This is a genomic window from Escherichia albertii NBRC 107761 = DSM 17582, from assembly GCF_000759775.1.
Classification (GTDB): Bacteria; Pseudomonadota; Gammaproteobacteria; order Enterobacterales; family Enterobacteriaceae; genus Escherichia; species Escherichia albertii.
In genome coordinates, this window is the sequence record NZ_BBMY01000001.1 from 45,271 (window position 1) to 67,026 (window position 21,756).

Annotated in this window: 20 protein-coding genes and 2 tRNA genes; 4 read left to right on the forward strand and 18 right to left on the reverse strand. The window is 50.8% G+C overall.

What is annotated here, in order from left to right:
- Positions 1-205: 205 nt before the first annotated feature.
- The 7 genes from rpsO to EA14781_RS00265 form a co-directional block, all read right to left on the reverse strand.
- The gene (gene rpsO, locus EA14781_RS00235; protein WP_000059466.1) at positions 206-475 is read right to left on the reverse strand and encodes a 30S ribosomal protein S15; all 270 of its coding nucleotides are present in this window, start codon (positions 473-475) and stop codon (positions 206-208) included.
- 149 nt (positions 476-624) lie between these two features.
- A complete protein-coding gene (gene truB, locus EA14781_RS00240; protein WP_000089700.1) occupies positions 625-1,569 on the reverse strand; it encodes a tRNA pseudouridine(55) synthase TruB in 945 nt (314 codons plus the stop codon).
- Positions 1,569-1,970, reverse strand: coding sequence for a 30S ribosome-binding factor RbfA (rbfA, locus tag EA14781_RS00245; protein WP_001040202.1), 402 nt, complete (start codon positions 1,968-1,970; stop codon positions 1,569-1,571). Before rbfA ends, truB begins: the two co-directional genes overlap by 1 nt.
- 162 nt (positions 1,971-2,132) lie before the next feature.
- A complete protein-coding gene (infB, locus tag EA14781_RS00250; protein ID WP_000133077.1) occupies positions 2,133-4,805 on the reverse strand; it encodes a translation initiation factor IF-2 in 2,673 nt (890 codons plus the stop codon).
- 24 nt (positions 4,806-4,829) lie between these two features.
- Positions 4,830-6,317, reverse strand: a complete 1,488-nt coding sequence (gene nusA, locus EA14781_RS00255; protein ID WP_001031048.1) for a transcription termination factor NusA — start codon at positions 6,315-6,317, stop codon at positions 4,830-4,832.
- A 27-nt stretch (positions 6,318-6,344) separates the two neighbouring features.
- Positions 6,345-6,797, reverse strand: a complete 453-nt coding sequence (rimP, locus tag EA14781_RS00260; protein ID WP_002460999.1) for a ribosome maturation factor RimP — start codon at positions 6,795-6,797, stop codon at positions 6,345-6,347.
- Between the two features lie 206 nt (positions 6,798-7,003).
- Positions 7,004-7,080 (reverse strand) — tRNA-Met (locus EA14781_RS00265).
- Positions 7,081-7,427: 347 nt separating this feature from the next.
- On the opposite strand from EA14781_RS00265, the gene argG reads away from it, so the two are divergent.
- The gene (argG, locus tag EA14781_RS00270; RefSeq protein ID WP_000207690.1) at positions 7,428-8,771 is read left to right on the forward strand and encodes an argininosuccinate synthase; all 1,344 of its coding nucleotides are present in this window, start codon (positions 7,428-7,430) and stop codon (positions 8,769-8,771) included.
- Positions 8,772-8,952: 181 nt separating this feature from the next.
- Here argG and EA14781_RS00275 read toward each other — a convergent pair.
- The 6 genes from EA14781_RS00275 to rlmE all read right to left on the reverse strand — a co-directional run bounded on the left by EA14781_RS00275 (position 8,953) and on the right by rlmE (position 14,545).
- Positions 8,953-9,039 (reverse strand) — tRNA-Leu (locus EA14781_RS00275).
- A gap of 14 nt (positions 9,040-9,053) precedes the next feature.
- Positions 9,054-9,386, reverse strand: a complete 333-nt coding sequence (secG, locus tag EA14781_RS00280; RefSeq protein ID WP_002460995.1) for a preprotein translocase subunit SecG — start codon at positions 9,384-9,386, stop codon at positions 9,054-9,056.
- A 227-nt stretch (positions 9,387-9,613) separates the two neighbouring features.
- Positions 9,614-10,951 carry a phosphoglucosamine mutase gene (glmM, locus tag EA14781_RS00285; protein ID WP_000071145.1) on the reverse strand — a complete coding sequence of 446 codons (1,338 nt, stop codon included), beginning with the start codon at positions 10,949-10,951 and terminating at the stop codon, positions 9,614-9,616.
- Positions 10,944-11,792: a dihydropteroate synthase gene (folP, locus tag EA14781_RS00290; protein ID WP_000764743.1), complete on the reverse strand. Its 849-nt coding sequence runs from the start codon at positions 11,790-11,792 to the stop codon at positions 10,944-10,946. The genes glmM and folP overlap by 8 nt, the downstream gene beginning before the upstream one ends.
- An 89-nt stretch (positions 11,793-11,881) precedes the next feature.
- Positions 11,882-13,816, reverse strand: a complete 1,935-nt coding sequence (ftsH, locus tag EA14781_RS00295) for an ATP-dependent zinc metalloprotease FtsH (protein ID WP_001107461.1) — start codon at positions 13,814-13,816, stop codon at positions 11,882-11,884.
- 99 nt (positions 13,817-13,915) lie between these two features.
- Positions 13,916-14,545: a 23S rRNA (uridine(2552)-2'-O)-methyltransferase RlmE gene (gene rlmE / locus EA14781_RS00300; protein WP_000145968.1), complete on the reverse strand. Its 630-nt coding sequence runs from the start codon at positions 14,543-14,545 to the stop codon at positions 13,916-13,918.
- Between the two features lie 125 nt (positions 14,546-14,670).
- Between rlmE and yhbY the strand changes: the two genes are divergently transcribed.
- Entirely contained in the window at positions 14,671-14,964 is a 294-nt protein-coding gene (gene yhbY, locus EA14781_RS00305) for a ribosome assembly RNA-binding protein YhbY (RefSeq protein WP_002460990.1), read from the forward strand.
- Between the two features lie 155 nt (positions 14,965-15,119).
- Here yhbY and greA read toward each other — a convergent pair whose 3' ends face one another.
- Positions 15,120-15,596 (reverse strand): transcription elongation factor GreA, encoded by a 477-nt coding sequence (gene greA / locus EA14781_RS00310; protein WP_001148003.1) that lies wholly within the window; start codon positions 15,594-15,596, stop codon positions 15,120-15,122.
- 247 nt (positions 15,597-15,843) lie between these two features.
- Between greA and dacB the strand changes: the two genes are divergently transcribed.
- Positions 15,844-17,277 (forward strand): serine-type D-Ala-D-Ala carboxypeptidase, encoded by a 1,434-nt coding sequence (gene dacB, locus EA14781_RS00315; protein WP_001212672.1) that lies wholly within the window; start codon positions 15,844-15,846, stop codon positions 17,275-17,277.
- A gap of 178 nt (positions 17,278-17,455) precedes the next feature.
- Here dacB and cgtA read toward each other — a convergent pair whose 3' ends face one another.
- The 4 genes from cgtA to rplU form a co-directional block, all read right to left on the reverse strand.
- Positions 17,456-18,628, reverse strand: coding sequence for an Obg family GTPase CgtA (cgtA, locus tag EA14781_RS00320; protein ID WP_000673566.1), 1,173 nt, complete (start codon positions 18,626-18,628; stop codon positions 17,456-17,458).
- Positions 18,629-18,643: 15 nt separating this feature from the next.
- Entirely contained in the window at positions 18,644-19,609 is a 966-nt protein-coding gene (locus EA14781_RS00325) for a DMT family transporter (RefSeq protein WP_000813044.1), read from the reverse strand.
- Between the two features lie 127 nt (positions 19,610-19,736).
- Positions 19,737-19,994 (reverse strand): 50S ribosomal protein L27, encoded by a 258-nt coding sequence (gene rpmA / locus EA14781_RS00330; protein ID WP_000940595.1) that lies wholly within the window; start codon positions 19,992-19,994, stop codon positions 19,737-19,739.
- A gap of 20 nt (positions 19,995-20,014) precedes the next feature.
- Complete coding sequence (rplU, locus tag EA14781_RS00335; protein ID WP_000271401.1) at positions 20,015-20,326, reverse strand: 50S ribosomal protein L21; 312 nt, start codon at positions 20,324-20,326, stop codon at positions 20,015-20,017.
- A gap of 257 nt (positions 20,327-20,583) precedes the next feature.
- Here rplU and ispB point away from each other — a divergent pair, with 257 nt between their 5' ends.
- Positions 20,584-21,555 carry an octaprenyl diphosphate synthase gene (gene ispB / locus EA14781_RS00340; protein WP_001047336.1) on the forward strand — a complete coding sequence of 324 codons (972 nt, stop codon included), beginning with the start codon at positions 20,584-20,586 and terminating at the stop codon, positions 21,553-21,555.
- Positions 21,556-21,756: the final 201 nt, after the last annotated feature.

Consider the following 21,756-nt stretch of genomic DNA (forward strand, 5'->3'; position numbering starts at 1 on the left):
TGGTGTTAATACCCGATCTTCTGCGCATCCTCGCGACTAATGACAACCCTAACCCAGCCAGATGTGGGTAAAGCCTCTCATTAGCCGCGCGAACCTCTGCAACGGAAGATCATTCATAGCAACAATACATTAGTTTCCAGTGAATTGCTGCCGTCAGCTTGAAAAAAGGGGCCACTCAGGCCCCCTTTTCTGAAACTCGCAAGAATTAGCGACGCAGACCCAGGCGCTCGATGAGCTGGGTGTAACGCGCTACGTCTTTACGTTTCAGGTAGTCGAGCAGTTTACGACGCTGAGAAACCATGCGCAGCAGACCACGACGGCTGTGGTGATCTTTTTTGTGCTCTGCAAAGTGGCCCTGCAGGTGGTTGATCTGTGCAGTCAGCAGTGCTACCTGAACTTCGGTAGAACCAGTGTCGTTTGCGTCACGACCAAACTCAGAAACGATTTTAGCTGTTGCTTCAGTACTTAGAGACATTTTAAAACTCCAAAGTATATAAGAATGAAAGGACGCCGATCTCTAATTCAGCGATCCCAGTGTACGTTACGTAAAGTGTTAAACGATCTACGCGACGTTAAGCGGCAGTATTCTACTCGTAGCGACTTGTTATCGCAAGACGGTTAATATTACGCCGGGTATTCAACCACCAGGCGACGAGGCGCGACGCGACCTTCATCGTCAATTTCGCCCATACCGATAAACTTGCCGTTCTCACCTTCTGTAACGCGAACCAGTCCTTCCAGCGGCGCACCAGATGTACGAACCGGGTTACCATTTTTGAAGTAAACAGAAGACGTTAGCGGAAGATTAACCACCGGGTAGTCCGAAGCCGGACTGTCCATTGGCATCAGTAAAGAATCAAGTAACTCCGCAGCAGGAATATCTTGCTGTTCGGCTTGCTCAACCAGTTCACGCAGATGTTCCAGAGTCACCATCCGTTCAACCGGATATTTACTCACCGCCAGACGACGCAGGTAAATCACATGCGCGCCACAGCCAAGTTTTTCGCCCAGATCATCAATGATAGTGCGAATATAAGTACCCTTTGAGCAGTGAATTTCCAGCTCCAGTTCATTGCCTTCATGGCGAATAAACAGCAACTCATAGACGGTAATCGGGCGTGCTTCACGCGGGACTTCAATACCCTGACGCGCGTATTCGTACAGTTTTTTGCCCTGATATTTCAGCGCTGAATACATCGAAGGGATCTGTTCAATGTCACCACGGAAGGTATCCAGCGCTGCAGCCAGTTGCTCTGCACTAAAGGTTACCGGACGCTCTTCAACGATTTGCCCGTCTGCGTCAGAAGTATCGGTGCGCTGTCCAAGACGCGCAATAACCCGATAGCGTTTGTCGGAATCCAGCAGATATTGGGAAAATTTCGTCGCTTCCCCGAGGCAAATCGGCAGCATGCCCGTCGCCAGCGGGTCCAGCGCGCCAGTGTGCCCGGCACGGTTGGCGTTATAAATCCGTTTTACTTTTTGCAACGCATCGTTGCTGGACATACCTTGCGGTTTATCCAGCAACAAAACGCCGTTAATGTCGCGACCGCGACGACGAGGACGACTCATTAGTCCTCCTTGCTGTCGTCCGGGTTAACACGACGTTCTTCGTCATGTTTGACCACGCTGGTCACCAGGTTTGACATACGCATCCCTTCAACCAGTGAGTTATCGTAGAAGAAGGTCAGTTCCGGCACGATACGCAAGCGCATGGCTTTGCCAAGCAGACTGCGGATGAAACCGGAAGCTTCCTGCAACGCTTTGATGCCCGCTTTAACCGCGTCTTCATCTTTGTCGTTGAGGAAAGTCACATACACTTTGGCATAGGCCAGGTCACGAGACATTTCGACACCGGAAACGGTGGTCATCATCCCCAGACGAGGGTCTTTAATTTCACGTTGCAGGATGATAGCGATCTCTTTTTGCATTTCCTGCGCTACGCGCTGTGGGCGACCAAATTCTTTCGCCATAATAAATTCTCCTGACAAAAAAGGGGCCATAAGCCCCTTTTAAAATTAATCTCAGGTGGAAGGGCTGCTCACATTGGCCTGATAAGACGCTCCAGCGTCGCATCAAGCAACGGCTGCCGGATGGGGCGTAAATGCCTTATCCGGCTTACAACCCAGACAACCTTAAGCGATGGTACGCTGAATCTCGATGATTTCGAATACTTCGATCACATCGCCAGTGCGCACGTCGTTGTAGTTCTTAACGCCGATACCACATTCCATGCCGTTACGGACTTCGTTAACGTCATCTTTGAAGCGGCGCAGGGACTCCAGCTCGCCTTCGTAGATAACCACGTTGTCGCGCAGAACGCGGATCGGGTTATGACGTTTAACCACACCTTCAGTAACCATACAACCTGCAATGGCACCGAATTTCGGTGATTTGAACACGTCACGAACTTCCGCCAGACCGATGATTTCTTGTTTCAGTTCTGGAGAAAGCATACCGCTCATCGCCGCTTTCACTTCATCGATCAGATTATAGATGACGGAGTAGTAACGCAGATCCAGGCTTTCGGACTCAATAACTTTACGCGCAGATGCATCAGCACGTACGTTAAAGCCAACCAGAATCGCGTTGGACGCTGCTGCCAGGGTTGCATCGGTTTCGGTGATACCCCCGACGCCAGAACCGATGATCTTAACTTTCACTTCGTCAGTAGACAGTTTCAGCAAGGAATCGGAAATCGCTTCCACAGAACCCTGAACGTCAGCCTTCAGCACGATGTTCACTTCGTGAACTTCACCTTCGGTCATGTTGGCGAACATGTTCTCAAGTTTAGATTTCTGCTGACGCGCCAGTTTAACTTCGCGGAATTTACCCTGACGATACAGCGCAACTTCACGTGCTTTCTTCTCGTCACGAACAACGGTCACTTCATCACCTGCAGCCGGAACACCGGACAAGCCCAGGATTTCCACCGGAATGGACGGACCTGCTTCCAGCACTTCCTGACCCAGTTCGTTACGCATTGCACGAACACGGCCGTATTCGAAACCACACAGAACGATGTCGCCTTTATGCAGCGTACCCTCACGTACCAGAACGGTGGCAACCGGACCACGACCTTTATCAAGGAAGGATTCGATAACCGCGCCGCTCGCCATACCTTTACGTACCGCTTTCAGTTCCAGCACTTCAGCCTGCAGCAGGATAGCATCCAGCAGTTCATCAATACCGGTACCCGCTTTCGCAGACACGTGTACGAACTGGCTTTCACCGCCCCACTCTTCCGGCAGGATACCGTACTGGGAGAGTTCGTTCTTAACGCGATCTGGATCGGCTTCTGGTTTGTCGATCTTGTTCACTGCCACCACCACCGGAACCTGTGCAGCTTTCGCATGCTGGATTGCTTCGATGGTCTGCGGCATTACGCCGTCATCTGCAGCGACAACCAGGACGACGATGTCCGTTGCCTGCGCACCACGTGCACGCATTGACGTAAATGCGGCGTGCCCCGGGGTGTCCAGGAAGGTGATCATGCCATTTTCAGTTTCAACGTGGTATGCACCGATGTGCTGGGTAATGCCGCCCGCTTCGCCAGAAGCCACTTTCGTTGAACGAATATAGTCCAGCAGAGAGGTTTTACCGTGGTCAACGTGACCCATGATGGTCACAACCGGTGCGCGCGGCTCAGCCGCAGCCCCCGTGTCACGGTCGCTCATTACCGCTTCTTCCAGCTCGTTTTCACGACGCAGGATAACTTTGTGACCCATCTCTTCAGCAACCAGTTGTGCGGTTTCCTGGTCGATGACCTGGTTGATGGTTGCCATTGCGCCCAGCTTCATCATCACTTTGATGACCTGAGAACCTTTAACCGCCATCTTGTTCGCCAGTTCGCCAACGGTGATGGTTTCGCCGATCACAACGTCACGGTTAACGGCTTGAGCAGGCTTCTGGAAGCCTTGCTGCAGCGAAGAACCTTTACGTTTTCCGCCTTTACCGCCACGTACTGCTGCGCGAGCTTCTTCACGATCAGCTTTTGATTCAGCGTGTTTGTTGCCTTTCTTAGGACGCGCAGCTTTCGCGTTACGACCACGGCCACGACCGCCTTCGACTTCACGATCGCTTTCATCTTCTGCCTGGCGGGCATGTTGAGAAGTAGTAACGTGATAATCGCTGGAATCTTCAGTCGGTTCTGCGTTATCAGTCCATTTGTTTTCTTCCGCCATACGACGTGCTTCTTCAGCAACACGACGTGCTTCTTCTTCGAGTTTACGACGCGCTTCTTCTTCGGCTTTACGCTTGAGCTCTGCAGCTTCCAGCTCACGGCGGGCTTTTTCAGCCTGGGCGGTTTTAGTCATATCGTCTTGTTGATTGCTCACTTTGTCTTTTTCCGCAGCTTCACGTTTCGCTTGTTCAGCGGCTTCACGTTTAGCTTGTTCTGCGGCCTCACGTTCAGCTTTTTGTTGCGCTTCGCGTTTGGCCAATTCTTCTGCCTCACGACGGGCTTGCTCTTCCGCTTCACGCTGCGCCTGCTCTTCCGCAGCAAGGCGCTCAGCCTCTTGCGGATCGCGTTTCACAAAGGTGCGTTTCTTGCGGACTTCGATTTGTACCGATTTACTTTTTCCACCGGTACCTGGAATGTTAAGGGTGCTGCGCGTTTTACGCTGCAGCGTCAATTTGTCCGGCCCCGAATTTTTCTGATTCAGGTGGTCAATTAAAGTCTGTTTCTCTTGCGCGGACACAGAGTCGTCAGCAGACTTCCGGATACCTGCATCAGCAAATTGCTGTACCAGGCGTTCCACGGAGGTCTGTCGCTCTGCGGCCAGCGTTTTAACGGTTACATCTGTCATGCTGTTCCTTCCTGCTACAGTTTATTACGCTTCGTCACCGAACCAGCAAATATTACGGGCAGCCATAATCAGTGCTCCGGCTTTTTCGTCGGTCAACCCTTCGATATCAGCCAGATCATCAATGCCCTGTTCGGCGAGATCTTCCAGCGTACAAACGCCACGGGCGGCCAGTTTGAATGCCAAATCACGATCCATCCCTTCAAGGTTCAGCAGATCGTCAGCCGGTTTATTATCGCCGAGGCTTTCTTCCTGGGCCTGTGCAATGGTGGCCAGTGCATTTTTAGCACGCTCGCGCAGTGCTTCAACAGTCGGCTCATCAAGGCCTTCAATTTCCAGCAGCTCTTTCATCGGCACATAGGCCAGTTCTTCCAGCGTCGAGAAGCCTTCTTCTACCAGAACAGTAGCGAAGTCTTCGTCAATGTCGAGATAACGGGTGAAGGTGTCGATTGCTGCGTGCGCTTCCGCCTGATGTTTAGCCTGCAGGTCGTCAACGGTCATTACGTTGAGTTCCCAACCGCTCAGTTGCGAAGCCAGACGTACGTTCTGACCGTTACGGCCAATTGCCTGCGCCAGGTTACCGGCTTCAACGGCGATATCCATGGTGTGTTTATCTTCATCCACCACGATAGAAGCAACGTCTGCCGGTGCCATCGCGTTGATCACGAACTGCGCCGGGTTATCATCCCACAGGACGATATCGATACGCTCACCGCCCAGTTCAGTAGAAACCGCCTGAACACGCGCGCCACGCATACCTACACAAGCCCCTACCGGATCGATACGTTTATCGTTGGTTTTCACCGCGATTTTCGCACGAGAACCCGGATCGCGAGCCGCTGCTTTAATTTCAATCACTTCTTCGCCGATTTCCGGCACTTCAATACGGAACAGTTCGATCAGCATTTCCGGTTTGGAACGAGTCACGAACAGTTGCGCGCCACGCGCTTCCGGGCGAACGGAATAGAGCACGCCACGAACACGGTCGCCAGGGCGGAAGTTTTCACGCGGCAGCATATCTTCACGCAGGATCACAGCTTCAGCATTGTTGCCCAGATCCAGAGAGATGTTGTCGCGGTTTACTTTTTTCACCACGCCGGTGATGATTTCACCTTCGTGTTCACGGAACTGATCAACCACCATCGCACGTTCAGCTTCACGTACTTTCTGCACGATAACCTGTTTTGCCGTCTGGGTGGTGATACGGTCAAAGGTGACAGATTCAATCTGATCTTCAACATAATCGCCCAGGTTCAGGCTTTCATCTTCAAAGCGTGCGGCTTCAAGAGTGATTTCTTTGGTCGGCTGTGTAACTTCATCAACAACCAGCCAGCGGCGGAAAGTGTCAAAATCACCGCTTTTGCGATCGATCTGTACACGGACGTCGATCTCTTGTTCATATTTTTTCTTGGTTGCTGTAGCCAGAGCGCTTTCCAACGCTTCGAAAATTTTCTCGCGAGGCAGCGCCTTTTCATTGGAGACGGCTTCAACTACAGCCAAAATTTCTTTGTTCATCGCGGGCTTTTCACCTCATCCAGACTATTAAAAGTGGGGAACCAGGTTCGCCTTCTGGATATTACTCAGCGCGAACACTTCATCTTTACCTTCGACGGTAACTGTGATCATTTCACCGTCTACTGCTTTGATAACGCCCTGCCATTTACGACGGTTTTGTACCGCCATACGGAGAACCAGAGTCGCCTCTTCTCCGACAAAACGGGCGTAGTGTTCAGCCGTGAACAGTGGGCGATCGAGACCCGGTGAGGAGACTTCCAGGTTATAAGCAACGGTGATGGGATCTTCAACATCCAACACAGCGCTCACCTGGTGGCTCACATCAGCACAATCATCAACATTGATGCCATCTTCACTATCAATATAGATGCGCAGTGTGGATGTGCGACCGCGAATAAACTCGATGCCAACCAGTTCAAAACCCAGGGCCTCAACTGGCGCAGTAATCATCTCTGTTAATTTTTGCTCTAATGTGGACAAGCCCACCCCCAAGACATAAAAAAAGGGCCTAAAGCCCAGTTATTCTGTAGTCAGATAACAAAAAACCCCGATAAATCGGGGCTTTATATAACTGAACCCTATAACCGCAACTGCGGTCTGGAGCACTTTCCAGAAGGATTTTTTCAAATCCCACTACGAAGGCCGAAGTCTTCACAGTATATTTGAAAAAGAACTCTAAGGGAAAGTGGTTGCGGGGGCCGGATTTGAACCGACGACCTTCGGGTTATGAGCCCGACGAGCTACCAGGCTGCTCCACCCCGCGCCTGAAACGTGGCAAATTCTACTCGTTTTGGGTAAAAAATGCAAATACTGCTGGGATTTGGTGTACCGAGACGGGACGTAAAATCTGCGGGCATTATAGTGATCTACGCCACATTTTGTCAACGCTTATTGCTAATCATGTGAATGAATATCCAGCTCACTTTCATTTCTTGAATGCTTTTGTCCTCTCCTGCTCTCCCTTAAGCGCATTATTTTACAAAAAACACGCTCTCCCCTTCCTGTCTTTGATAAAAGATGATTAAATGAAAACTCATTTATTTTGCATAAAAATTCAATAAGAGCAAAAATCCAGGCTCATCATCAGTTAATCAAGCAGGGTGTTATTTTATGACAACGATTCTCAAGCATCTCCCGGTAGGTCAACGTATTGGTATCGCTTTTTCTGGCGGTCTGGACACCAGCGCCGCACTGCTGTGGATGCGACAAAAGGGAGCGGTTCCTTATGCATATACTGCAAATTTGGGCCAACCAGACGAAGAGGATTATGATGCGATCCCTCGTCGTGCCATGGAATACGGCGCGGAGAACGCACGTCTTATCGACTGTCGCAAACAACTGGTAGCCGAAGGTATTGCCGCTATTCAGTGTGGCGCATTTCATAACACCACTGGCGGCCTGACCTATTTCAACACGACTCCACTGGGTCGCGCCGTGACCGGCACCATGCTGGTTGCGGCTATGAAAGAAGATGGCGTGAATATCTGGGGTGATGGCAGCACTTACAAAGGTAACGATATCGAACGCTTCTATCGTTATGGCCTGCTGACCAACGCAGAACTACAGATTTACAAACCGTGGCTCGATACTGACTTTATTGATGAACTAGGCGGTCGTCATGAAATGTCTGAATTTATGATTGCCTGCGGTTTCGACTATAAAATGTCGGTCGAAAAAGCCTACTCCACCGATTCCAACATGCTCGGCGCAACACACGAGGCGAAAGATCTGGAATACCTCAACTCCAGCGTCAAAATCGTCAATCCGATTATGGGCGTGAAATTCTGGGACGAGAGCGTGAAGATCCCGGCAGAAGAAGTCACAGTACGCTTTGAGCAAGGTCATCCGGTGGCGCTGAACGGTAAAACCTTTAGCAACGACGTAGAAATGATGCTGGAAGCTAACCGCATCGGCGGTCGTCATGGTCTGGGAATGAGCGACCAGATCGAAAACCGTATTATTGAAGCAAAAAGCCGCGGCATCTACGAAGCTCCTGGGATGGCGCTGCTGCATATCGCTTATGAACGTCTGCTGACCGGTATTCACAACGAAGACACCATTGAGCAGTATCATGCGCATGGTCGTCAGTTGGGCCGTTTGCTTTACCAGGGACGTTGGTTTGATTCCCAGGCGCTGATGCTACGTGACTCCCTGCAACGCTGGGTCGCCAGCCAGATTACAGGTGAAGTCACTCTTGAGCTGCGTCGCGGGAACGATTACTCCATCCTCAATACCGTCTCTGACAACCTGACTTATAAGCCTGAACGTCTGACGATGGAAAAAGGTGACTCGGTGTTCTCGCCAGATGATCGTATCGGCCAGCTGACCATGCGTAATCTGGATATTACAGATACCCGCGAGAAACTGTTTGGTTACGCAAAAACGGGGCTGCTCTCCTCTTCTGCTGCCTCGGGTGTGCCGCAGGTCGAAAATCTGGAGAACAAAACGAAGTAATCGGGAAAGATTCTGTTTAGTAGGCCGCGAAAGCGGCCTTTTTATTATGTGCGTTGTAGCCCTGTAAGCCACTTACGCCAACATCACGTATTTCTACTGTCGTCTGATAACGATACGCTTAATAAAGCTATATTTATCAGACGAAAAAAAAGACGCTTTTCAGCGTCTCTTTTCTGGAATTTGGTACCGAGGACGGGACTTGAACCCGTAAGCCCTATTGAGCACTACCACCTCAAGGTAGCGTGTCTACCAATTCCACCACCTCGGCACAGATATTACTTTTTAGTTCGGGATATCGCTGGTCGGTTTAGCCGGAGCAGCTGGCTGAGTCTGTTCGGCTTTCGCCGGAGCACTCAGGTTTTCCCATTCACTACCTTTATTGGTTTTGTTGCTGTTGATGTTACCCAGCACCAGGCTGATGATGAAGAATAACGTTGCCAACAGCGCCGTCATGCGGGTCATGAAGTTACCAGAACCACTTGAACCAAACAGCGTAGCGGAAGCGCCTGCTCCGAAGGAGGCTCCCATATCAGCGCCTTTACCTTGCTGCAGCATGATCAGACCAACAAGGCCAATCGCCACAATAAGGAAAACAACTAAAAGAGCTTCGTACATAATCAACCTGTTCCTTGCGGAGTTGCCGCGTCCCAATGCTTCAACCAATAAAACGGGATTTTTTAATCTTTCCCACTGAAGCGGGTGTGAATACTAACCAAAGCGAATGGCCTTCGCAAGGGCAATTTTACTGCATTGTATCAACTGCGGAAAAAAACAGCAAAATCGATATTTTGATAAAGGGAAAAGGCGACAATCGCCGCCTTTTTAATCAGTTAGCTATCACATTAAACCGCTTTTACTGCATCTGCGATACGATGCGCAAATTCAGTCACCTGCGCTTCGTCTTCGCCTTCTACCATTACGCGAATTAACGGCTCGGTACCGGATTTACGCAGCAGCACGCGTCCACGGCTCCCCAGTGCCGCTTCAACTTCTGCGGTCACAGCTTTGACTGATTCATGCTCCAGCGGGTCGCCGCTTCCCGCGGTATAACGCACGTTAACCAGGATTTGCGGGAACATTTTCATGCCGCTGCAAAGGTCATGCAGACTCATATGATTACGCGCCATCGCCGCCAGCACCTGCAAAGCAGCAACAATGCCGTCACCTGTGGTCGTTTTATCCAGCAGGATCACGTGACCGGAGTTCTCCGCGCCAATACGCCAGCCTTTTTCCTGCATCTTTTCCAGTACATAGCGGTCGCCCACTTTTGCGCGAGCAAATGGAATGCCTAACTGTTTCAATGCCAGCTCCAGCCCCATGTTACTCATCAATGTCCCCACCACGCCGCCACGCAGTTGGCCCTGACGAAGACCTTCGCGCGCAATGATATACATGATCTGATCGCCATCGACTTTATTGCCTTCATGGTCAACCATAATCACGCGGTCGCCGTCGCCGTCAAAGGCAATGCCGAGATCCGCTTTTTCAGCCAACACGCGCGCCTGTAGCGCACGCACATCTGTCGCCCCCACTTCGGCATTGATGTTTACGCCGTTCGGCTCACAACCAATGGCAATAACGTTCGCCCCCAGTTCACGCAGCACGTTTGGCGCAATGTGATAAGTCGCGCCGTTTGCACAATCCACGACAATCTTCAGTTCACTGAGGCTAAGTTCATTCGGGAACGTGGCTTTGCAAAACTCGATATAGCGACCCGCCGCATCAACGATACGGCTGGCTTTACCCAGTTCTGCCGAATCAACACAGCTAATCTCTTTTTCCATTTCGGCTTCAATGGCTTCTTCCACCGCGTCCGGCAGTTTGGTGCCGTCGATGGAGAAAAATTTAATGCCGTTATCGTAAAACGGGTTATGCGATGCAGAAATCACAATCCCGGCCTCTGCGCGGAAAGTACGCGTCAGATAAGCCACTGCCGGTGTCGGCATCGGGCCGGTAAAGAGCGCAGAAAGGCCCGCTGCCGCCAGCCCCGCTTCCAGTGCTGACTCCAGCATATAGCCAGAAATGCGCGTGTCTTTACCAATAATGATCTTACGGGAGCCGTGACGTGCCAGAACTTTACCCGCTGCCCAACCCAGCTTAAGCACAAAATCAGGCGTGATCGGCGCATCCCCTACACGACCGCGAATCCCATCGGTACCGAAATATTTACGATTACTCATAGCGTTTGTTTTCCTTTGCGGACAGAGTAGCTTCCACCACTCGCATCGCTTCTACGGTTTCTTTGACGTCATGAACACGAATAATGTGCGCACCCTGCATTGCTGCAATGACCGCGCAAGCCAGACTACCGCTCAGGCGTTCGGACGGTCCTACGTTCAGCAACTGTCCAATCATCGATTTTCGTGACATGCCCACCAACAGCGGCAGGTTGAAATGATGAAATTCAGCCAGGCGCGCCAGTAATGAATAGTTATGGGAGAGATTTTTACCGAAACCGAATCCGGGGTCGAGCAACAATTTCTCTTTTGCGATGCCCGCCCGTTCACAGCGTGCTATTTGCTCAATAAAGTAGCGATTTACCTCGGCGAAGACATCGTCATATTTAGGTGCTTCCTGCATGGTCTTTGGATTTCCCTGCATATGCATCAGGCAAACCGGTAAACCAGTTTCTGCAGCCGCTTCCAGAGCGCCGGGTTCGGAAAGGGAACGGATATCGTTAATGATATGAGCGCCCGCTCGCGCTGATTCACGAATAACTTCCGGTTTAGATGTATCAACCGAGATCCAGACTTCAAATCGTTGAGCAATCGCTTCAACCACCGGAAGAACACGCTGCAACTCTTCTTCAACACTCACTTCCGCAGCCCCTGGACGCGTGGACTCGCCGCCAACGTCAATGATCGTCGCACCAGCGTTGATCATCAGATTCGCATGTTTCACCGCATCAATCAGCGAGTTATGCGTGCCGCCATCAGAGAAAGAATCTGGCGTAACGTTGAGGATCCCCATTACGTGAGGATGGCTGAGGTCCAGTGAAGTGCCCTGGGCAAAGAGTTTCATGGTGTTATCCCTGGTATAAATTGATAAGAAAAAACCCCGGAGCAAGCCCCGGGGTTTTCGGTACAAATACAGTCATCTGATGCGGGAACTTACTTGTCGCCTAACTGCTCTGACATGGTGTTACCCGGGTTCGGCGTGCGCGGTTCATCGACCGGACGCGGCGCCTTTGGGCTACCGTTATCACCAGAATTGTTAGAAGCGCCTGGTTCTTCCCAGCCTGCTGGCGGACGAACATCGCGACGTGCCATCAGGTCATCGATCTGCGGCGCATCGATGGTCTCATATTTCATGAGCGCATCTTTCATTGCATGCAGGATATCCAGGTTGTCATTCAGCAACTGACGCGCACGATTATAGTTACGTTCAATCAGTGACTTCACTTCCTGGTCGATGATACGTGCAGTTTCATCGGACATATGTTTTGCTTTCGCCACGCTACGTCCGAGGAATACTTCCCCTTCTTCTTCCGCATACAGCAACGGACCTAATTTCTCAGAGAAGCCCCACTGGGTCACCATGTTACGCGCCAGATTAGTCGCAACTTTAATGTCGTTTGACGCCCCGGTAGAAACATGTTCAGGACCATAAATGATCTCTTCCGCCAGACGACCACCGTACAACGTAGAAATCTGGCTTTCCAGTTTCTGACGGCTGGCGCTGATTGCGTCGCCCTCAGGCAGGAAGAAGGTCACACCCAGCGCACGGCCACGTGGGATAATCGTCACTTTGTGCACCGGATCGTGTTCCGGTACCAGGCGACCGATAATCGCATGACCAGCCTCGTGGTAAGCAGTCGATTCTTTCTGCGCTTCCGTCATCACCATGGAGCGGCGTTCCGCGCCCATCATGATTTTGTCTTTCGCTTTCTCAAACTCAACCATCGACACAACGCGTTTGTTGCCACGAGCAGCGAACAGTGCCGCTTCATTCACCAGGTTCGCCAGGTCCGCACCAGAGAAGCCAGGAGTACCGCGGGCAATGATTGCCGCGTCGATATCGGGTGCCAAAGGTACGCGACGCATATGAACTTTCAGGATCTGTTCACGACCACGAACATCTGGCAAGCCAACAACAACCTGACGGTCGAAACGGCCAGGACGCAGCAGCGCTGGGTCGAGTACATCAGGACGGTTAGTCGCGGCGATAACGATGATACCTTCGTTACCTTCGAAGCCGTCCATCTCAACCAGCATCTGGTTCAGGGTCTGTTCACGTTCATCGTGACCACCGCCCAAACCTGCGCCACGCTGGCGGCCTACGGCGTCGATTTCATCGATAAAGATGATGCACGGTGCCGCTTTTTTCGCCTGTTCGAACATGTCACGTACACGGGATGCACCCACACCAACGAACATTTCAACGAAGTCAGAACCGGAGATAGTAAAGAACGGAACTTTCGCTTCGCCTGCAATCGCTTTCGCCAGCAGCGTTTTACCGGTACCCGGAGGACCAACCATCAGCACGCCTTTCGGGATCTTACCGCCCAGCTTCTGGAAACGGCTCGGCTCACGGAGATACTCAACCAGTTCGGCAACTTCTTCTTTTGCTTCGTCGCAACCGGCAACGTCAGCAAAGGTCGTTTTTATCTGATCTTCCGTCAGCATACGTGCTTTGCTCTTGCCGAACGACATAGCGCCCTTACCGCCGCCGCCCTGCATTTGACGCATGAAGAAGATCCAGACACCAATTAGCAACAGCATCGGGAACCAGGAGATGAAGATAGAAGCCAACAGGCTTGGTTCTTCAGGCGGTTCACCGACAACTTTGACGTTCTTGGTCAGCAGGTTATCCAGTAATTTCGGATCCTGAATCGGAATGTAAGTGGTATAACGGTTACTATCTTTCTTGGTAACGTTGATTTCACGTCCGTTGATACGCGCTTCACGAACCTGGTCGTTATTGACCTCTTGTAGGAAGGTAGAGTAATCCACCTTACGGCCATTAGACTCGCTGGGCCCAAAGCTCTGGAATACTGACATCAGCACAACGGCAATGACCAGCCAGAGTATTAGGTTTTTCGCCATGTCACTCAAGGGATTAACCTCTTATTACAACTGTGTTAAAAACAGCGTCAGGATACTCTATATCCAGCATCTTTCAAACTTTCGTTTGAAATCTCCCGGTTAGGGTTTACGCCCGGTCGCTACTATATACACTTCCCGCGAACGAGCACGAGAAGAGTCCGGCTTACGAACTTTGACCTTCGTAAACAGGGAGCGAATTTCCCTTAGATACTCATCGAAACCTTCGCCCTGGAACACCTTCACAACAAAACTGCCACCTGGCGCCAGAACATCACGACACATTTCTAACGCCAGTTCCACCAAATACATGGCACGGGGAATATCCACCGCCGGTGTTCCGCTCATGTTTGGTGCCATATCGGACATGACAACCTGGACTTTACTGTCGCCTACGCGCTCCAGTAATGCTTGCATTACCAGTTCATCACGAAAATCGCCCTGAAGAAAGTCCACACCAACGATAGGATCCATAGGTAAAAGATCACAAGCGATGATGCGACCTTTGCCGCCAATTTGACTGACCACATACTGTGACCAACCACCTGGTGCAGCACCAAGATCGACAACCGTCATCCCCGGTTTAAAGAGTTTGTCACTTTGCTGTATTTCATCAAGTTTAAACCAGGCACGGGAACGTAACCCTTTTTTCTGCGCCTGTTGAACATATTTATCGCTAAAGTGTTCCTGAAGCCAGCGACTGGAGCTGGCAGAACGCTTCTTACCTGTCATTTAACTTTCCCATTGGGATAACTCATCGTAACCAATTGCGTAAATTTTTACGCGCCTATTTGGCGATATATGGGAGATGGCGGTAGAATGACCCGTTTTCAATCCCAACGTAAGCAAAAAATACGATGAATCTGAGTACTAAACAAAAACAGCACCTGAAAGGTCTGGCACATCCGCTCAAGCCGGTAGTTCTGCTTGGCAGCAATGGTTTGACCGAAGGGGTACTGGCCGAGATTGAACAAGCGTTAGAGCACCATGAACTTATCAAGGTGAAAATCGCCTCGGAAGATCGCGAAACTAAAACCTTGATCGTGGAAGCTATCGTGCGCGAAACCGGCGCCTGTAACGTACAGGTCATCGGTAAAACGCTGGTGCTTTATCGTCCAACTAAAGAACGTAAAATCTCGCTGCCGCGCTAAGATTATCCTAAAGTTACACACATTTGCTGTGTAAAACGAGGGATTTTCCGCAGACAGGAGAGCAAAATGCCACGCTCTGTTCGTTGATAAAAGGCCGCATAGCGGCCTTTTTCCTTTCTTTACAATACATCAACATCTTGAGTATTGGGTAATTCTTACAGGTATTCCACCTTAACGACTTCAAATTCTACTTCGCCGCCCGGTGTTTTGATGACCACAACATCATCTTCTTCTTTGCCAATCAGCCCACGAGCAATAGGCGAGTTTACAGAAATCAGGTTCTGCTTAAAGTCAGCTTCGTCGTCGCCAACGATGCGATAAGTCTGCTCTTCGTCAGAATCCAGATTCAACACCGTTACGGTTGCACCAAAAATCACACGACCATTATTTGGCATTTTGGTGACATCAATCACCTGCGCGTTCGACAGCTTGGCTTCGATATCTTTGATACGTCCTTCGCAAAAACCTTGCTGTTCACGGGCTGCGTGATATTCAGCATTTTCTTTCAGGTCGCCATGCTCGCGCGCTTCAGCGATAGCGGCAATGATTTCAGGACGGCGCACAGATTTCAGAAAATCCAGCTCTTCGCGTAATTTTTCAGCGCCACGTAAGGTCATCGGAATAGCTTGCATTTGTTATACCTCTTGAATATTCCTGATGGGGCAGGTCTCCACCCACCCCGGCTGTTCGGCATGCCCGGCACAACTCCTCGCCGGGACCAGAAGCAAAAAAATACCGACCCGGGAACAGGTCCCAGGCCAGCTACAATTCACATTTTGATAGTCATTTTACCCTGAAGTTCCCGAAGGGTCATCGTTTACTTTATAGGGCGTTGCGCCGTAGTATGACGGCTTGATTCCAGGTTGTTAGCGCGAGATTATGCGATTTTCCAGATTTATCATCGGACTGACCAGCGGTATAGCGTTCAGTGTTCAGGCCGCGAATGTTGATGAGTACATTACTCAACTCCCCGTCGGTGCCAACCTTGCCCTGATGGTGCAAAAAGTCGGCGCTTCTGCCCCTACTATTGATTACCACAGTCAACAGATGGCGCTTCCCGCCAGTACACAGAAGGTGATCACTGCGCTGGCGGCATTAATTCAGCTTGGCCCCGATTTTCGTTTTACCACCACGCTGGAAACCAAAGGCAACGTAGAGAACGGTGTGCTTAAAGGCGACTTAGTCGCACGATTTGGTGCCGATCCGACACTAAAACGTCAGGATCTTCGCAATATGGTCACCGCGTTGAAAAAGTCTGGCGTCACACAAATCGATGGCAATGTGCTCGTTGATACTTCTATTTTCGCCAGCCACGATAAAGCCCCCGGCTGGCCGTGGAACGATATGACACAATGCTTTAGCGCTCCGCCAGCCGCCGCTATTGTCGATCGCAACTGCTTCTCCGTCTCGCTTTACAGCGCACAAAAACCTGGTGATATGGCTTTTATTCGTGTGGCGTCATATTACCCCGTTACGATGTTCAGCCAGGTACGAACGCTTCCTCGCGGCTCTGCTGAGGCACAATATTGCGAGCTGGACGTAGTGCCTGGCGACCTGAATCGTTTTACGTTGACCGGATGCCTGCCACAACGTTCAGAGCCGCTACCATTGGCTTTCGCCGTGCAGGATGGCGCCAGCTACGCTGGGGCCATCCTGAAAGATGAGCTAAAGCAGGCGGGTATCACTTATAGCGGCACGTTGCTGCGCCAGACGCAGGTTAATGAACCAGGAACGGTGGTCGCCAGTAAACAATCAGCGCCTTTGCACGATCTGCTTAAGATTATGCTGAAAAAGTCGGACAACATGATCGCTGATACAGTTTTCCGCATGATTGGTCATGCGCGCTTCAATGTGCCTGGAACATGGCGGGCCGGATCGGACGCCGTGCGTCAGATCCTGCGCCAGCAAGCTGGTATCGATATTGGTAACACGATTATTGCCGATGGTTCAGGGCTTTCGCGGCATAACCTGATTGCCCCCGCCACCATGATGCAAGTGCTGCAATACATAGCTCAACACGATAATGAACTTAACTTTATCTCCATGCTGCCGCTGGCGGGCTATGACGGCTCTTTGCAGTACCGTGCAGGTCTGCATCAGGCAGGTGTGGATGGCAAAGTTTCGGCAAAAACCGGTTCGTTGCAGGGCGTGTATAACCTGGCAGGATTCATCACCACAGCAAGTGGGCAACGAATGGCGTTTGTACAATATCTTTCTGGCTATGCAGTAGAACCGGCGGATCAGCGTAATCGCCGTATTCCGTTAGTGCGTTTTGAAAGCCGTTTGTATAAAGATATTTATCAGAATAATTAGTCTAAAGAGAAACCCCGGCGCATGGCCGGGGTTTCAGATTATTGACAAAGTGCGCTTTGTTTATGCCGAATGCGGCGTAAACACCTTATCCGACCTACAAAATTATGCAAATTCAATATATTGCCATACTCTGTATGGCCTGATAAGCGTAGCGCATCAGGCCATTTGTCATCGGTCATTAACGTTTGTAAATGAACTCAACGCCTTCTTCGTCGTCTTCATCCCAGTCGTCGTCCCAGTCTTCATCATCCTCTTCAGCAATCTCTTCAAGCTGCTGACGGTGATAATCATCCCACATGAACTCGACTTTCTCTGGTTGTTTCGCTTCCTCGGCCTGCACAACTGGGTTTTCAATGATAAAGGTCATCACATCCCAGCAGAGCTCTTTCACGCCCAGTCCGCTCGCCGCAGAGATCAGATAATATTTATCTTCCCAGCCCAACGCCTCAGCGATCGCTTTCGCTTTCTCTTCGGCTTCCGCTTTATCCAGCAGGTCAATCTTATTGAAGACTAACCAGCGTGGTTTCGCTGCCAGATCCTGACTGTATTTTTCCAGTTCACTGATAATAATGCGCGCATTCTCAACCGGATCGGTACCATCAATCGGATCGATATCGATGAGGTGCAACAGCACGCGACAACGTTCCAGGTGCTTCAGGAAGCGAATCCCCAGACCAGCACCTTCAGCAGCGCCTTCAATCAGCCCCGGAATATCGGCAACAACGAAGCTCTTTTCGTTATCCATACGTACCACGCCCAGGCTTGGCACCAGAGTGGTAAACGGATAATCCGCCACTTTCGGTTTAGCCGCCGAGACCGCACGGATAAAGGTCGATTTACCGGCATTTGGCATCCCCAGCATACCGACGTCAGCCAGCAGCATCAGCTCCAGCAGCAGCTCGCGCTTATCGCCCGGCGTACCGTTGGTTTTCTGCCGTGGTGTACGGTTAACAGAAGATTTAAAACGGGTATTGCCCAGACCGTGCCAACCGCCCTTGGCAACCAGCAGACGCTGACCGTGTTTGGTCATATCGCCCATGGTTTCACCGGTGCCCTGATCGATAACACGCGTACCTACTGGCACTTTAATCGTCACGTCTTTACCACGCTTACCGGTGCAATCGCGGCTTGCGCCATTCTGACCACGCTCCGCGCGGAAAGATTTTTCAAAACGATAATCGATAAGCGTATTCAGGTTTTCGTCGGCTTCCATCCAGACGTCACCGCCGTCACCGCCGTCGCCGCCATCCGGGCCGCCTTTCGGGATATATTTCTCGCGGCGGAAGCTCACGCAACCATTACCGCCATCACCTGCAACGACCAGAATCGATGCTTCATCAACAAACTTCATTTTATTCTCCGTAAATCATTCGCCTGCGCGGGGTTGCGATACCACCGTTGCATGCTTACGTAATCCGCTCCAAATACGATGACCAATGGCGGAATACATCGCGCCCGCAACCACGACAAACGCACCGAGATAACCTAAAAGGTTTAACATCGGTCTGGCGAAGAAATCGGGCCAGGCCAGTGATAAAAGATCTGAAAAAAACAGCGTAAACAGTGGGGTAAGCGTGATTATCGCGCTCACCTGCGCTGCCTGCCAGCGTGCCATCGCTTCCGCCAGGGCGCCATATCCTACCAACGTATTCAGCCCGCAAAAAATTAAACATGCGAGCTGCCAGTTGCTAAGCTGCGCTATCACCCCAGGCTGTGCCAGTGGGAAGAGCGCTATTGTACATAAAGTGTACAGTAAAAACAGAATCTGCGGTGAAGCCAACCGACGCAATAAAACCTTTTGCGCCACGCCATAACTCACCCAAACCGTCGCCGCACCGACCCCAAAGATAACTCCCCAGGTGTAATCGGTGAGTCGGGTAAAAATCTCGACCAGACTGGTGTTAAAGAACATCACCAGCCCACTCAAAAGCATCAATGCCCCCGCAACCTGGGTGCTACGCATTTTCTCCTTCAGGATAAATACGCTGGCAACCATCATGCCTACCGGCGAGAGTTGCCCAATCACCTGCGAGGCAGTAGGACTCAGATATTGCAAAGACGAGCTGAACAGGATGAAGTTCCCAAACAGCCCGGCAGTCGCCACTGCCAGCAAAATCAACCAGCGAGGCTTACGAAAAACACGTAATGGCGGCAGTTTCTTTTTCGCTGCAAGAATGGCGCCCAGGCCAACGCTTGCCATCAAGAAACGGTAAAACACGATTGTCGGAGGCTCCATGACCTCCAGCACCTGCTTCATTGCGATTGGCAACGCTCCCCAGCAAATTGCTGTAGTGAGCGCTAAAAGAATACCAATGCCTGCCTGCTGCTTCATACCGTATTTCCTGCAAAACGCGTTTGCGGATTAACGCCGCGCTGTGAGCATTTTTTACCGGTTATCTAATGTAAAAAGCCCCGCAACGTGTTGCGGGGCTTTCATCCGTTACCGGGACGCGAAAAACTTATTCAGCTTCGATGCTGATAAATTTACGGTTTTTCGGGCCTTTAACTTCGAATTTCACTTTACCGTCTGCTTTAGCAAACAGAGTGTGGTCACGACCGCAACCTACGTTAGCGCCAGCGTGGAATTTGGTGCCACGTTGACGAACGATGATGCTACCCGCCAGAACGGATTCGCCACCGAAACGCTTAACGCCCAGGCGTTTAGCTTCTGAATCGCGACCGTTACGTGTGGAGCCGCCAGCCTTTTTATGTGCCATTTGAAATCTCTCCTCAGGTCTTAGGCGCTGATGCCAGTAATTTTCACATCAGTGAACCACTGACGATGGCCCTGCTGCTTACGATAGTGTTTACGACGGCGAAACTTAACGATTTTAACTTTCTCGCCACGACCGTGAGCAACAACTTCAGCTTTGATTACGCCGCCATCAACGAAAGGAACGCCGATTTTGACTTCTTCACCGTTTGCGATCATCAGAACTTCAGCGAACTCAACAGTTTCGCCAGTTGCGATGTCCAGCTTTTCCAGGCGAACGGTCTGACCTTCGCTTACTCGGTGTTGTTTACCACCACTTTGGAAAACCGCGTACATATAAAACTCCGCTTCCGCGCACACCTTTTCAATGATTCAGAGTGCGCTATAAATATTCACAATAGGGCGCGAATATTACGCAAAACGCGCGCCTTTGACAAGTGCTACAGTCAATACACGAAGAAAAAAACACAACTTGTACGGTAACGTTTATCTGTGCCGTTTTTTCAGTACAATCAGCATATATTCCTAACCATAAACCCTAAGTTGCCTGTGTTCACAGTAAGGTAATCGGGGCGAAAAGCCCGGCTTTTGCGATGAATTTAGAAAAAATCAATGAGTTAACCGCGCAAGATATGGCGGGTGTTAATGCGGCAATTCTCGAGCAGCTTAATTCCGACGTCCAGCTGATCAATCAGTTAGGCTATTACATCGTTAGCGGCGGCGGTAAACGTATTCGTCCGATGATTGCCGTACTGGCTGCCAGAGCCGTTGGCTATGAGGGAAATGCGCATGTCACCATCGCCGCTCTGATCGAGTTTATCCACACCGCGACCCTTCTACACGACGACGTTGTGGATGAATCGGATATGCGTCGTGGTAAAGCCACGGCCAATGCCGCATTTGGCAACGCTGCCAGTGTGCTGGTCGGTGATTTTATTTATACCCGCGCTTTCCAGATGATGACCAGCCTCGGCTCGCTCAAAGTGCTGGAGGTGATGTCAGAAGCAGTCAACGTCATCGCAGAAGGTGAAGTTCTGCAACTTATGAACGTTAATGACCCGGATATCACTGAAGAGAACTACATGCGCGTTATTTACAGCAAAACCGCGCGTCTGTTTGAAGCTGCGGCTCAGTGTTCCGGTATTCTGGCAGGCTGTACGCCGGAAGAGGAAAAAGGCCTGCAAGATTATGGTCGCTACCTTGGCACGGCCTTCCAGCTCATTGACGATCTGCTGGACTATAACGCCGACGGCGAGCAGTTGGGTAAAAACGTTGGGGATGATCTGAACGAAGGCAAGCCAACACTGCCGCTGCTACATGCCATGCATCACGGTACTCCAGAACAGGCGCAGATGATCCGTACAGCTATTGAGCAAGGTAATGGTCGCCATCTACTGGAACCGGTTCTGGAAGCAATGAACGCTTGTGGTTCTCTGGAATGGACGCGTCAGCGTGCAGAGGAAGAAGCAGACAAAGCTATAGCAGCATTGCAGGTATTACCGGATACGCCATGGCGAGAAGCATTAATCGGCCTCGCACACATCGCGGTTCAACGCGATCGTTAATCCCTTCCCCTCATCCCGCGTGCTGCGCGGGATGATTCCAGTATACTCCAAAAAACTCTTTATTCGGCTTAATGCTGTCTAAACTTCAGCCCGCTAATCTTGATATATTCTGAATATTCACACTCTTTACAGGAACTTTTTAGAGCAATACGCCATCCAGAGTATAGTTGTGCTACCCGAAGTTTATGTTCTGAATGTAAG

Excerpts from the sequence above, each read along its gene's own strand:
- EA14781_RS00325 (WP_000813044.1), bottom strand. The coding sequence starts at position 19,609 with ATGAAGCAGCAGGCAGGCATTGGTATTCTTTTAGCGCTCACTACAGCA.
- greA (WP_001148003.1), bottom strand. The coding sequence starts at position 15,596 with ATGCAAGCTATTCCGATGACCTTACGTGGCGCTGAAAAATTACGCGAA.
- rlmE (WP_000145968.1), bottom strand. The coding sequence starts at position 14,545 with ATGACAGGTAAGAAGCGTTCTGCCAGCTCCAGTCGCTGGCTTCAGGAA.
- rpsO (WP_000059466.1), bottom strand. The coding sequence starts at position 475 with ATGTCTCTAAGTACTGAAGCAACAGCTAAAATCGTTTCTGAGTTTGGT.
- ftsH (WP_001107461.1), bottom strand. The coding sequence starts at position 13,816 with ATGGCGAAAAACCTAATACTCTGGCTGGTCATTGCCGTTGTGCTGATG.
- rplU (WP_000271401.1), bottom strand. The coding sequence starts at position 20,326 with ATGTACGCGGTTTTCCAAAGTGGTGGTAAACAACACCGAGTAAGCGAA.
- ispB (WP_001047336.1), top strand. The coding sequence starts at position 20,584 with ATGAATTTAGAAAAAATCAATGAGTTAACCGCGCAAGATATGGCGGGT.
- rbfA (WP_001040202.1), bottom strand. The coding sequence starts at position 1,970 with ATGGCGAAAGAATTTGGTCGCCCACAGCGCGTAGCGCAGGAAATGCAA.
- truB (WP_000089700.1), bottom strand. The coding sequence starts at position 1,569 with ATGAGTCGTCCTCGTCGTCGCGGTCGCGACATTAACGGCGTTTTGTTG.
- infB (WP_000133077.1), bottom strand. The coding sequence starts at position 4,805 with ATGACAGATGTAACCGTTAAAACGCTGGCCGCAGAGCGACAGACCTCC.
- argG (WP_000207690.1), top strand. The coding sequence starts at position 7,428 with ATGACAACGATTCTCAAGCATCTCCCGGTAGGTCAACGTATTGGTATC.
- cgtA (WP_000673566.1), bottom strand. The coding sequence starts at position 18,628 with ATGAAGTTTGTTGATGAAGCATCGATTCTGGTCGTTGCAGGTGATGGC.
- dacB (WP_001212672.1), top strand. The coding sequence starts at position 15,844 with ATGCGATTTTCCAGATTTATCATCGGACTGACCAGCGGTATAGCGTTC.
- glmM (WP_000071145.1), bottom strand. The coding sequence starts at position 10,951 with ATGAGTAATCGTAAATATTTCGGTACCGATGGGATTCGCGGTCGTGTA.
- rpmA (WP_000940595.1), bottom strand. The coding sequence starts at position 19,994 with ATGGCACATAAAAAGGCTGGCGGCTCCACACGTAACGGTCGCGATTCA.
- folP (WP_000764743.1), bottom strand. The coding sequence starts at position 11,792 with ATGAAACTCTTTGCCCAGGGCACTTCACTGGACCTCAGCCATCCTCAC.
- secG (WP_002460995.1), bottom strand. The coding sequence starts at position 9,386 with ATGTACGAAGCTCTTTTAGTTGTTTTCCTTATTGTGGCGATTGGCCTT.
- nusA (WP_001031048.1), bottom strand. The coding sequence starts at position 6,317 with ATGAACAAAGAAATTTTGGCTGTAGTTGAAGCCGTCTCCAATGAAAAG.
- yhbY (WP_002460990.1), top strand. The coding sequence starts at position 14,671 with ATGAATCTGAGTACTAAACAAAAACAGCACCTGAAAGGTCTGGCACAT.